This is a genomic window from Neisseria sp. P0001.S005 (assembly GCF_051963715.1).
In genome coordinates, this window is the sequence record NZ_JBQCTZ010000108.1 from 1 (window position 1) to 12,160 (window position 12,160).

At 52.4% G+C, this 12,160-nt stretch carries 10 protein-coding genes; all 10 read right to left on the bottom strand.

The window, feature by feature from the left end:
* Positions 1–114: 114 nt before the first annotated feature.
* Complete coding sequence (murJ, locus tag ACTHSP_RS12775; protein ID WP_314513138.1) at positions 115–1,653, bottom strand: murein biosynthesis integral membrane protein MurJ; 1,539 nt, start codon at positions 1,651–1,653, stop codon at positions 115–117.
* A gap of 9 nt (positions 1,654–1,662) precedes the next feature.
* Positions 1,663–2,838 (bottom strand): lipid-A-disaccharide synthase, encoded by a 1,176-nt coding sequence (lpxB, locus tag ACTHSP_RS12780; RefSeq protein WP_440346219.1) that lies wholly within the window; start codon positions 2,836–2,838, stop codon positions 1,663–1,665.
* A 158-nt stretch (positions 2,839–2,996) separates the two neighbouring features.
* Positions 2,997–3,773 carry an acyl-ACP--UDP-N-acetylglucosamine O-acyltransferase gene (gene lpxA / locus ACTHSP_RS12785; RefSeq protein ID WP_107723875.1) on the bottom strand — a complete coding sequence of 259 codons (777 nt, stop codon included), beginning with the start codon at positions 3,771–3,773 and terminating at the stop codon, positions 2,997–2,999.
* 74 nt (positions 3,774–3,847) lie between these two features.
* Positions 3,848–4,297: a 3-hydroxyacyl-ACP dehydratase FabZ gene (gene fabZ / locus ACTHSP_RS12790; protein ID WP_003681704.1), complete on the bottom strand. Its 450-nt coding sequence runs from the start codon at positions 4,295–4,297 to the stop codon at positions 3,848–3,850.
* 73 nt (positions 4,298–4,370) lie between these two features.
* Complete coding sequence (lpxD, locus tag ACTHSP_RS12795) at positions 4,371–5,411, bottom strand: UDP-3-O-(3-hydroxymyristoyl)glucosamine N-acyltransferase (RefSeq protein ID WP_295696693.1); 1,041 nt, start codon at positions 5,409–5,411, stop codon at positions 4,371–4,373.
* 101 nt (positions 5,412–5,512) lie between these two features.
* Positions 5,513–6,022 carry an OmpH family outer membrane protein gene (locus ACTHSP_RS12800; RefSeq protein WP_128582396.1) on the bottom strand — a complete coding sequence of 170 codons (510 nt, stop codon included), beginning with the start codon at positions 6,020–6,022 and terminating at the stop codon, positions 5,513–5,515.
* A gap of 111 nt (positions 6,023–6,133) precedes the next feature.
* Positions 6,134–8,536, bottom strand: coding sequence for an outer membrane protein assembly factor BamA (gene bamA / locus ACTHSP_RS12805; RefSeq protein WP_440346216.1), 2,403 nt, complete (start codon positions 8,534–8,536; stop codon positions 6,134–6,136).
* A gap of 3 nt (positions 8,537–8,539) precedes the next feature.
* Complete coding sequence (rseP, locus tag ACTHSP_RS12810) at positions 8,540–9,880, bottom strand: RIP metalloprotease RseP (RefSeq protein WP_440346217.1); 1,341 nt, start codon at positions 9,878–9,880, stop codon at positions 8,540–8,542.
* 131 nt (positions 9,881–10,011) lie between these two features.
* Positions 10,012–11,193: a 1-deoxy-D-xylulose-5-phosphate reductoisomerase gene (gene ispC, locus ACTHSP_RS12815; RefSeq protein WP_440346218.1), complete on the bottom strand. Its 1,182-nt coding sequence runs from the start codon at positions 11,191–11,193 to the stop codon at positions 10,012–10,014.
* A 118-nt stretch (positions 11,194–11,311) separates the two neighbouring features.
* Complete coding sequence (locus ACTHSP_RS12820; protein WP_003686550.1) at positions 11,312–12,061, bottom strand: SIMPL domain-containing protein; 750 nt, start codon at positions 12,059–12,061, stop codon at positions 11,312–11,314.
* Positions 12,062–12,160: the final 99 nt, after the last annotated feature.

Genomic DNA, 12,160 nt, shown 5'->3' on the forward strand with positions numbered 1-12,160 from the left:
GATTGGAGGAGAAAACAGCTGAAAACCCTTGTTTGGATTTCGGCTGTTGGAAGGAAAGGAATTTTGCAAAGGTCTCGAATAGTCTTTAACCAAGCACATACGCCCTGCGGCTGCCTATTTTTCCACCCTGCGGAAATGGTGCGGACGGAAGCCGAGCGCGGCTAGGGAAACGAAGTAGAGGCCACCGCCCAAGGCAATCAGGACGCAGAGTTGGCCTGCTTTTTTAAAGCCGCCGACGTGCACCCATTCAAACGGCAGATAATATTGCACCAGCCACAAACCGCCGCCCATGACGACCAAAGAGATGACCATTTTAACCAAAAACGCTGCCCAACCTTTTCCGGGGCGGTAGATGCCGTGTTTGCGCAAAAGGAAAAACAGCAAACCTGCATTCAGACACGCTCCCAAACCGATAGCGAGGGACAGGCCGACGTGTTTAAGCGGCGAAATGAAGGCAAGGTTCATCAACTGCGTGCAAATCAGCGTGAAAATAGCGACTTTAACGGGGGTTTTGATGTTTTGGCGTGCGTAGAAACCGGGTGCCAACACTTTAATCATAATCAGACCGATCAAGCCGAAGGAATAGGCAATCAGCGCGTGTTGGGTCATTTGCGCGTCGTGCAGCGTAAATTCACGGTACATGAACAAGGTTGTAACCAGAGGGAAAGACAACACGGCAAGGCCGACGGCGGCAGGCAGGGTCAGCAGCATACACAGGCGCAAACCCCAGTCGAGCAGGCCGGAAAACTGCTCGGTATCCTGACTGGCGGCGTGTTTGGACAAGGTAGGCAGCAAGATTGTACCGAGTGCTACGCCCAAAACGCCGGTCGGCAATTCCATCAGTCGGTCGGCGTAATACATCCATGACACGCTGCCGGACTGCAAAAATGAGGCAAAAATGGTGTTGATAACCAATGAAATCTGCGCCACGCTTACGCCCAAAATAGCCGGTGCCATCTGTTTCATCACGCGGTTGACCGCTGCGTCTTTAAAGCTGAGTTTGGGCATTTTCAAGAAGCCCAATTTTGCCAACCAAGGCAGTTGGAACACCAGCTGCAACACGCCGCCGACAAATACCGCCCACGCCAAAGCCATAACGGGCGGATCGAAATACGGTACAAAAAACAGGGAAAAGACGATAAAGGAAATGTTCAAAAATGTCGGCGTAAAGGCGGGAATGCCGAATTTATGATAGGAATTGAGTATCGAACCGACAAAAGACGACAAGGAAATCAAAAAGATATAAGGAAACGTCACCCGCAGCAGGTCGATGGAGAGCTGAAACTTATCAGCATCTTTGGCAAAACCGGGCGCGGAAACATAAATCACCCACGGCGCGGCGAGGATGCCCAGCGCGGTAACGATGACCAACACAAACGACAACATACCGGCCACATGACGCACAAACGCCTGCGTGGCTTCAGGAGAGCGGGTTTCTTTGTATTCCGCCAAAATCGGCACGAAGGCTTGGGCAAACGCGCCCTCTGCAAACACGCGCCGCAGCAGGTTGGGAAGTTTGAACGCTACAAAAAACGCATCTGTCGCCATGCCTGCACCAAACGCACGGGCAATAATCGTATCGCGCACAAAGCCCAAAATGCGCGACACCATCGTCAGGCTGCCAACCTTGGCCAAGGCTCCCAATAAATTCATGTATTTTCCTTACTTGTCTTTCAGGCCGTCTGAAAATCCGGCTTCCTCCAATACTGCCGCCGCTGCCAATGCCGCCGTATCTTTTTTCAACAGCAGATGCAAGGCGTGGAAATCCTGTTCCAACGCGGCCACGGCTTCAGGGCGGTCATACCAGTCTGCTACGGCCTGCGCCAGTTTTTCAGGGACGGCGTCGTGTTGCAGCAGCTCGGGAACGGCGGCTTTACCCAACAGAATATTGGGCAAACCGACATGCGGCACTTTGATTTTGCGTTTCACATACGCATAAGTCAGCGGCGAAATTTTGTAGCTGATGACCATAGGCCGCTTGCACAAGGCCACTTCCAAAGTCGCCGTACCACTGGTGACCAATACCACGTCGGCAGCGGTGCAAACCGTATCCGACTGCTTCTCGGTCAGCGTGATGGGAAGGGCAGCAAATTCAGGTTGCGCCAAAATTTCACTAATGCGTTTGCGCGTTGCGACCGTTGCCACAGGCAGCAAAAACTGTGCCTGCGGATAACGTTTCAGCAGCAATAAGGCCGTCTGAAAAAACACCGCCGCCATATAATCGATTTCGCTCACACGGCTGCCGGGCAATATGGCAAACACGGGCACGTCCGCAGGCACGCCCAGCTTCTGCCGCGCCGCCGCCCTATCCACTTCCACCGGCATGGTTTGCGCCATCGGATGGCCGACAAACTCGGCTCTGCCTCCGGCATCAATATAAAGCTGTGGCTCCATCGGAAACAGGCACAACACGCGGTTGACCTGATACACGATTTTATTGACCCGTTCGCGTCGCCACGCCCAAACCGACGGGCTGACGTAATGAATGGTATGAATGCCTGCCTGCTTGAGTTTTTCCGCCACGCCGAGATTAAAGTCCGGCGCATCGATGCCGATAAACACATCCGGCTTGAGGCGGAGCAAATCGTTCACCAGCCCTTTGCGGATTTTCAAAATCTGCGGCAGGCGTTTGATGACCTCAACAAAACCGCGCACCGCCAGCTTTTCCTGATCGTACAAACTCTCAAAACCCTCCGCCTTCATGCGCTCGCCGCCGATGCCGGTAAACCGCGCATTCGGGCAACGCGCCTTAATGGCACGGATTAAGTGTGCGCCAAGCAAGTCGCCGGAAGCTTCGCCTACGCTGATGGCGATAAGGGGGGAAGGATTGGAATTCATGTGTTGAGGTTTAAACGCTAAAAGATTTTGGGCAGACATTTGCCCGCCCGTTTTCAGACGGCATCGGCGGCAAACGGACAGGAAACCTGCCCTACTGCGCGGATTTTTGCAATCCAAAGGCCGTCTGAAAAAGTTTCAGACGGCCTTCAATCCATCCATCAACGGATAATGCCGCGTGTGGATTGTGCAAAAAAGTCTTTAAATACCGCCAATTCGCTTTGGGTTTCGGCACGTTTCAGAATGTCCGCCTTGGCTTCTTCAAACGGAATGCCGCGATGGTAAATGGTTTTATACGCATCTTTGACGGAGGCAATCTGTTCGGCAGTGAAACCGTTGCGGCGCATACCTTCGCTATTGAGGCCGGCCGGTTCGGCGCGGTAGCCTGCGGCCATGAAGTACGGCGGTACGTCTTTGTGTACGCCTGCGGCAAACGCGGTCATGGCGTAGTCGCCGATTTGGCAGAATTGGAACACCAGCGTGTAGCCGCCCAAGACGACATAGTCGCCGATGGTAACGTGGCCTGCGAGTGAGGCGTTGTTAGCGAAGATGGTATGGTTGCCGACCACGCAGTCATGGGCGAGGTGGCAGTAGGCCATAATCCAGTTGTCGTCGCCGATACGGGTTTCGCCGATGCCGGTAACCGTACCGAGGTTGAACGTCGTAAATTCGCGGATGGTGTTGCCGTTGCCGATAATCAGCTTGGTCGGCTCGTCGCGGTATTTTTTGTCCTGCGGAATTTCGCCGAGGCTGGCAAATTGGAAAATGCGGTTGTTTTCACCAATGGTCGTATGGCCGTTGATGACGACGTGCGGGCCGATTTCGGTATTCGCACCGATTTGCACATTGGGGCCGATGATGCTGTATGGGCCGACTTTGACGCTGGAGTCGAGTTCGGCTTTAGGGTCGATGACGGCGGTCGGATGAATAAGGGTCATGCTGTCTCCTTGCTGTCTGATACAGGTATTGCCTGCAAGATGCCGTTTGAACTTTCAGACGGCCTGTCCCATTCTTACACCACGCGTTTGGCGCACATAATCACGGCTTCAACGGCAACTTGGCCGTCGACTTTGGCAACGGCGTTGAATTTGCCGATACCGCGTTTGTTGGTCAACAGCTCGACTTCAAAAACCAGTTGGTCGCCGGGGATGACTTGGCGTTTGAAACGGGCGTCATCGATACCGGCGAAGAAGAAGAATTCGTTTTCTTTGCGACCGCCTTCGCTGAGGATGGCCAGTGTGCCGCACGCTTGCGCCATGGCTTCGATGATCAGCACGCCGGGCATCACGGGCAGGTCGGGAAAGTGGCCTTGGAACTGCGGCTCGTTCATGGTGACATTTTTAATTGCAGTCAGGGTTTTCATCGGTTCGAACGCAGTAATGCGGTCAAGTTGCAAAAACGGATAACGGTGTGGGATAAGTTTTTGAATGTCTTTGGCTTCGATCGGGAGTTGTACGTCCATGATGTTCGTCTTTCCTTGTTTGTATTGGGTTTAAACGTATTCGGATGCGGGGCGCGGACTGTTTGCGCCGCCTTTAGGCTTCGTCGCTGTCGGCAAGCTGTTTTTCCAGCGTTTTGAGGCGTTTGTTCATTTCGCTCAAACGGTGGATATAAACGGCATTGCGCGCCCAGTCTTTGTAGCCCGACATCGGGAAAATACCGGCCAAATGCTGGCCGCTTTCGGTAATGCTGTGGGTAACGGATGTACCGCCGCCGATGGTGGTTTTATCCGCGATTTCGATGTGTCCGACCGTGCCGACGCCGCCGCCGATAATGCAATAATTGCCGATGGTGACGCTGCCGGAAATGCCGGTTTTGGCGGCGATAACGGTGTGCGAACCGATTTTGCAGTTGTGGCCGATTTGGACTTGGTTGTCGATTTTGGTGCCGTTGCCGACGGTCGTGTCGCTCATTGCACCGCGGTCGATATTGGTGTTCGAACCGATTTCCACATCATCACCAAGCGTGACTGCGCCGGTTTGCGGAATTTTAAACCATGAATCGCCGGCGAAGGCCAAGCCGAAACCGTCCGCGCCGATGACTGCGCCGCTGTGGATTTCGACACGGTTGCCCAAAGTGCAGCCGTAATAGATGACGGCGTTGGGATGCAACACGACTTCATCGCCCAACGTGCAATCGTGTTGGACAACGGCATTGGCCAAAATACGGCAGCCTTCGCCCAATACGGCATTCGCGCCGATATAGGCATTCGCGCCGATTTCGCAGCTTGCCGGCACTTTGGCGCTTGCCTCGACAACGGCGGTTGGATGTACGCCGCCTTGAGCTTTGACAATCGGCGAGAACAATCGTGCCACTTTGGCAAAATAAAGATAAGGGTCGGCAGCCACAATCAGGTTGCGGCCTGCAAATTCGTCTGCGGCTTTCGGCGACACAATCACTGCACCTGCCCGGCTGTCGTGTACTTCGGCTTTGTATTTCGGGTTGGCCAAAAAGCTGATGTGTTCCGCCTGCGCCTGATCCAACGGACGGACGGCGGTAATGGCGATGTCTTCGCCTTTCCATTCGCCGCCGAGTTGGGAAACGATTTGGGACAGGGTGTATGCTTGTGAAGTCATGATAATCTGCCGTCAAGATGTCAGGCCGTCTGAAAGTTGCCGGTTTGGGTTTCAGACGGCCTTAGGTTTGTCTGTATGGTTGCATTCGCTGCCAAGCAGGGTCAGTGTGCGTTTAGGGCTTTGATAACGCTGTCGGTAATGTCGTAGCGGCCGTTGACGTAAATCACGTCCTGCAAGATGAAGTCGTAACCTTCTCGTTTGGCCAAATCGACGATGACGCGGTTGGCATTTTGCTGGAGCGCGGCGAATTCTTCATTGCGGCGCAGGTTGTAGTCTTCTGCCAACTCGGCCTGCTGCTTGCGGAATTTTTGTACCAGATTGCGCCATTTTTGGGTTTCCGCTTCCCTTTGGCTGTCGCTGAGCTTGTCGCTGCTCAGTTTTTGCTCCAAAGCCTCGCCTTCCTGCTGCAGCTTTTGCAAGGCGGTTTGACGGCTTTTAAACTCTTTTTCCAAAGTCATCTGAATGCTTTGCGCCTGCTTGGATTCCTGATAAACGCGCTCGGTATTGATAAAACCGATTTTCTGCACGCCATCCGCCGCCGCTTGCGGCAACAGCACGAAACCCGGCAGGGCTACGGCGAGGACACGGAGGGTGTCGGCTATTTTACTCATGATAAAAATCCTTGCTTGAAAACAAACGGGCGGTTTGCAATAAGCTTGCCGCCAATCTGCCATGAGGCCGTCTGAAACGGACAAACCCGGTTTCAGACGGCCTAAACATCATCAGAATGTCGTACCGAGTTGGAATTGGAAGCGTTGGATTTCGTCGCCTTCTTTTTTCTTAATCGGATAAGCATAGCTGAACTTCATCGGACCCAGCGGAGAGAGCCAAGTCACGGCAGCACCGGCAGAGTAACGCAATTCGTTTTTGAATGTCGATTTGTGCGTTGTGCCTACGCCATACACGTTTTGGAGTGCGCCATTGGTGTAATAAGTATTGTTGTGGCTGTCGTTGTAAGTTTTGTCATCCCACACGCTGCCCGCATCGGCAAAAAGGCTCAGACGGACGGTACGCGAGTCTTTAATGCCCGGCATCGGGAAGAGCAACTCTGCGGAGACGTTGGCTTTTTTGTTACCGCCGTAGCTGATTTTCTCGCCGTATTCGTCATAGACTTTCGGGCCCAGCGTACCGCTTTCAAAGCCGCGGACGGAGCCTAAGCCGCCGCCGTAGAAGTTTTCAAAGAACGGCATGGTTTTGGTTTTGCCGTAGCCGTTGCCATAACCGACTTCGCCACCCAGCATCAACGTGAAATCTTTGCTCAACGGGAAGAACCAAGTTTGGTTGTGGGTCAGGGTGTAGTATTGCAGGTCGCTGCCCGGCAAGGCGATTTCGCCGTTTACGCCGGTCAGGTAACCGCGGGTCGGCCACAAGGCATTGTCAGTTTTGTTGCGACCCCAGCCGATGGTACCTTTGTACAACCAGCCTTTGAAGTTACCCACGCCGTTACCGTCGCCTTTGCCGTATTGCTTGATAAAGTCGGCATAGCGTTTAGGCGCGCCTTTGTAGGTGTTCACGGTCAGACGCTCTGCGGCCAAACCGAAGTTTACACGGTCATATTCGGTAACCGGAATACCGATACGCAAACCGCCGCCGAAAGTCGTGGTTTTATACTGTTTCGCGCTGGAAGAAGCTTTACGCGGGTCGTAAGTCTTGCCGTAAAGGTCGTAGCCCAAGCTTACGCCGTCAGGTGTGAAGTATGGGTCGGTAAACGACAATGAGCCGTTTACTGTGGTTTTACTGCGGGAAGCACGCAAGGCAACGGATTTACCCGTGCCGAACAGGTTGTCTTGAGCCACGCCGGCAGACATTACCAAACCGGTATCCTGAACCCAACCTGCGCTCAAGTCGAGCGAGCCGGTAGAACGTTCGGTCAGGCTCATGTTCAGGTCAACTTGGTCAGGCGTATTGGCCACAGGAACCGCATCAAATTGAACGTTGTCGAAGTAGCCCAACAACTCAACGCGCTCTTTAGAACGTTGCAGTTTGGCAGAGTCGTAAGGCGCCGATTCCATTTGGCGCAACTCGCGGCGGATAACTTCGTCACGGGTTTTGTTGTTGCCGGTAATGTTGATTTCGTTTACATAGATTTTGCGGCCCGGTTGTACAGTCAACACAAAATCAACAGTATGCGTTTCGGCATTTGGAATCGGTTGGACATTGATTTCGCTGAATGCGTAACCTGCCTGACCCATGCGATTTTGGATGGCTTCGAGCGAATTAGACATTTGCGCGCGCTCGTACCATTTGCCCGGCTTCATGGTCAGCAGTTTTTCCAAATCTTCTTTCGGCACTTCCAGCGTATCGCCTTCGATGCGTACATTACCCCAACGGAAGCGGTCGCCTTCGCTGACGGTTACTTTAATGGTTTGCTTAGTTTTGTCTTCGTTGGTTTGGATGTCGGTATCCAAAATACGGAAGTTGAAGTAGCCGTTGTTTTGGTAGTAATTGGTGATTTTTTCCATGTCCTGAGCAAATTTTTGCTCATTGAACTGGTTGCTCTTGGTGATCCAAGTCCACATGCCGCCTTCGCTCAGGGACATTTGTTTCATCAGACGGCGGTCGGAATAAACTTCGTTGCCTTCAAATGAAATATCGGTAATCTTGGTAGATTTGCCCTCTTCGATGGCAATATCAATAGACACGCGGTTGCGGGCGAGTTTGGTTACGGTCGGAGTGATTTGGACAGACTGTTTGCCACGGCTCAAATACTCTTCTTTCAAACCGGCAACGGCTTGGTTCAGCGTTGCTTGGTTGAAGTATTGGGATTGCGACAAACCGAAGGCTTCAAGGTTTTTCTTGATGGCATCGTTTTGCAGCATTTTTGCGCCGGTAATATTGAGCGAGCTGATGGTCGGACGCTCAATCACGGTCAACAGGACTTGATTGTCCATGGTTTCGACGCGTACGTCGTCAAAGAAACCGGTTGCGTAGAGTTTTTTGATGATTTCTTCACTGCGCGCATCATTGAAATTATCACCGACTTTAACGGGTAGGTAGTTGAAGACGGTACTCGGCTCGGTGCGTTGCAGGCCTTCGATGCGGATGTCCTGAATGGTAAAGTCAGCCAATGCCATTGGCGACAGGCTCAATACCATTAAAGCGGAAGCAATCTGGTTCAGTTTCATAAATTATCCAAACAAACGGTTGATGTCATTAAAGAAAGCCACAGCCATCATCAAAAGCATGGCTGCCAGTCCGAAGCGCAGGCCGACTGCCTGTATGCGCTCGCTCAAAGGCTTTCCGCGTATCCATTCGGCGGTATAGAAAACCAAATGTCCGCCGTCTAAAACGGGTACGGGCAAAAGGTTCAACACGCCTAAGCTGATGCTGACCAAGGCCAGAAATTCGAGGTAGCTCTGCAACCCGAGTTTGGCGGATTGTCCGGCGACATCGGCAATGGTCAGGGGGCCGGAAATATGGTTCAAAGAGGCATTGCCTGTAACCAGTTTTCCGAAAAATTTGAGGGTCGTCCACGAATAGTTAACGGTTTTGTTCCAACCCAATTCAAAGGCTTGGGCAACGGAAGGCGTATAACGGTAGCGGATGGTTTTATCCCACTCTTTATCCGCCTGGGCGGCAAGCCCTACTCTACCCACCAGCACGCCAGCCGACTGCTCGACGCTGTCCGGCCGGATAGCGGTCGCCAGCACTTTGCCGTCGCGCTCGTAAGTCAGTTCGATTCGTTTGCCGGGGCTGGCGCGGAAGAGTTCCGTCCATGCCTGCCAGCTTTCGATGGGCTTCCCATCGGCGGTCAGCAGTTTGTCGTTTTCCTTCAAACCTGCTTTTTCGGCCGGACTTTTGGCCAAGACTTTGCCGATGCGGTTAGTAATTCTAAAAGGCAAAAGGCCGATGTTGCCTTGGTTTTTCGCAACTTTACCTGCTTCAGGCGTGCCGGCGGCATCAATTATGCGGATGGCTTGGGTATTGGAGGCTGTCTGAACAGCAACTTTTACAGGGCCGGCTTCAAGGTTCAACACCATCTCGGTTTGCGCATCGCTCCAGTCTTTAACGGCGATTCCGTTGACCGATACAATCTTATCGCCTGCCTGAAAACCTGCTTTGGAGGCAATACTGGCAGGCTCGACCATGCCGACATAGGGGCGCAACTCGGTTACGCCGAAGGAAAAGCTCAAACCGTAAAGCAAAACGGCCAAAATCAAATTGGTCAAAGGGCCGGCGGCAACAATGGCGATGCGCTTGACCGGATGCTGTTTGTCAAAAGCGTAGGGCAAATCTGCTTCTGCTACCTCACCTTCGCGCGTATCGACCATTTTAACGTAACCGCCCAGCGGAATCGGAGCAAGACACCACTCGGTATCGCCGCGCTTTCGGGTGAAAAAGGGCTTACCGAAGCCGACGGAAAAGCGCACGACTTTAACGCCGCACCAGCGGGCAACAATATAGTGTCCGAACTCATGCAGGCTGACCAAAATCAGAATGGCGACGATAAAGGCTAAAAAGGTTTGCAAAAAAATCCCCTGAGTGGAATGTGATCATCAACGGATAAGGCCGTCAGAAAACCGATTATAAAGGCAGTTGTTCCATTTTGTCTGCCTAAATGCCAAGCGGTTGACGTTTCAGACGGCCTGTCATTGAAGCTTTATTGTTTGCCGATAAAGTCTTCTGCCTGCCTGCGTGTTTGCGCGTCTTGCGCCAGCAGGCCTTCAATATCATGATGGCCGTCTGAAAAATCTTGGGCAAGGCAGTGGGCAACGACTTTGGCAATATCGGTAAACTTAATGCGTTTATCTAAAAAAGCGGCCACGGCAACTTCGTTGGCAGCGTTCAACACGCAAGGCGCGGCACCGCCTGCATTCATGGCCTGATAGGCAAGTTTCAAACATGGGAAACGGTCAAAGTCAGGTTTTTGGAAGGTCAATGCGGACAATGCGCCGAAATCCAGCTCACCCACGCCGGAATCGATGCGTTCGGGCAGACCCAAGCAATAAGCAATCGGCGTACGCATATCAGGATTACCCAACTGCGCCAATACCGAACCATCTCGATAACGCACCATGCTGTGTATCACGGATTGCGGATGAATGACGACTTCCAATTTTTCCGGCGGACAGTTAAACAGCCAATGCGCCTCAATCAACTCCAAGCCCTTATTCATCATTGATGCGGAATCGACGGAAATTTTGCGGCCCATGCTCCAATTTGGATGCTTGACCGCCTGCTCGGGCGTAATACTGTCAAATGTACTTAAATCAGTGTTAAGGAAGGGTCCGCCCGATGCGGTCAGGATAATCGAATTGATACCGTGCTCATTCAGACGGCCTGTGTAATCCCTTGGCAATACTTGGAAGATGGCGTTGTGTTCGCTGTCAATCGGCAAGACGGTGGCGCCGTTTTGACGGGCGGCTTCCATGAACAATGCGCCGGAAACCACTAGCGTTTCTTTGTTTGCTAGATAAATGGTTTTGCCTTTTTGAGCGGCGGCCAAAGCCGACGGCAAACCGGCCGCGCCGACAATGGCACACATCACGCCGCTGACTTCATCAGCCGAAGCCACATCAATCAGGGCTTGAGCGCCATATAAAACCTGCGTATCGATGCCTTCTTGTTTGAGTTTCTTTTCCAGCTCGGCCGCATGACCAGCATCGCCGACAACGGCATATTCCGGACGGAACTGTTTGCATTGCGCCACCAGCTTGTCCACCTGCCTATGCCCTGCCAGTGCGAACACGCGGAATTTTTCGGGATGGCGGGAAACAACGTCTAAAGTGCTTTCGCCTATGCTGCCGGTACTGCCTAATATGGTCAGAACTTGTTGTGTCATGGTGTGTTCTTTAGTGTGCTGTGCAAACGGTATTCATTGTGTTTGAAATAAATTTCTTTGCCGTTTCCAATTTTCAGACGGCCTTTTGCCTCCCAGCTGAAAAGGCCGTCTGAACGAATTACTCAATGCCGTATTCGATGGTAACAACCAGTCGGACTTGTTTGCCGACGGTACTTTTATCGTAAGAACCGCCGTATTCATCATCCTCGCTGCTGCCGGTGTCGGCATAGATGTTGAACGAGCCTTGCGAAGCAGAACGCATGGCGCCCACTTTGCCGCCGCCGGTTTTGGCAAATTCGGCCGCGCGTTTCTGTGCATCCTCAGTCGCCTGCGTAATCAAATCGCGTTTGATGGTTTCCAAATTGCCCAGCAAATATTGCGGATTGTCGAAGCGGATAAATTCGTTTTGCGCACGGAAATTCAAAATGGCGCGCTGGGCGGCTTGGATTTTGTCCAGTTTTTTGGTGTTGACCACAATATTGAGGTCGCCATCGTAGCCGTTGGGCGTGCGGGTTACGTTGCCCAGTTCGTCTCGGGTTTCATTGAAAACGCGCGACACTTCAGGCAGGCCCACTTTCATTTCAGCCGCCGCAAAACCTTGCTCGCCCAAAAACTTAGACAGCTTCTTGCGTCTTGCCGTCAACAGATCCAAAACTTCCTGATAGCTCTCGCCGTGTGCATTTACGCCCGTATTCCACGTTGCGCTGTCGGATTGAAAGTTTTTCTCCGCCAAACCTTTTACGGTAATCGTCCCCGGTTGGCGCAGATTCTTAAACTGCACGCCTAAAATAAACGCCGCAGCCATCAATCCCAATGCCAACAATACGCCCAAGATCGATAAAGATGAAATCTGTTTTTGTTCGGACATAATCAGCTCCCACAACCATGTAAGACAGGCGGTTTAAAACAAATATACAAAGGCGGCATAAATGCTGATAACGGCAATCAGACTGTCCACACGGTCGAA

Excerpts from the sequence above, each read along its gene's own strand:
- murJ (WP_314513138.1), bottom strand. The coding sequence starts at position 1,653 with ATGAATTTATTGGGAGCCTTGGCCAAGGTTGGCAGCCTGACGATGGTG.
- lpxB (WP_440346219.1), bottom strand. The coding sequence starts at position 2,838 with ATGAATTCCAATCCTTCCCCCCTTATCGCCATCAGCGTAGGCGAAGCT.
- lpxA (WP_107723875.1), bottom strand. The coding sequence starts at position 3,773 with ATGACCCTTATTCATCCGACCGCCGTCATCGACCCTAAAGCCGAACTC.
- fabZ (WP_003681704.1), bottom strand. The coding sequence starts at position 4,297 with ATGGACGTACAACTCCCGATCGAAGCCAAAGACATTCAAAAACTTATC.
- lpxD (WP_295696693.1), bottom strand. The coding sequence starts at position 5,411 with ATGACTTCACAAGCATACACCCTGTCCCAAATCGTTTCCCAACTCGGC.
- ACTHSP_RS12800 (WP_128582396.1), bottom strand. The coding sequence starts at position 6,022 with ATGAGTAAAATAGCCGACACCCTCCGTGTCCTCGCCGTAGCCCTGCCG.
- bamA (WP_440346216.1), bottom strand. The coding sequence starts at position 8,536 with ATGAAACTGAACCAGATTGCTTCCGCTTTAATGGTATTGAGCCTGTCG.
- ispC (WP_440346218.1), bottom strand. The coding sequence starts at position 11,193 with ATGACACAACAAGTTCTGACCATATTAGGCAGTACCGGCAGCATAGGC.
- ACTHSP_RS12820 (WP_003686550.1), bottom strand. The coding sequence starts at position 12,061 with ATGTCCGAACAAAAACAGATTTCATCTTTATCGATCTTGGGCGTATTG.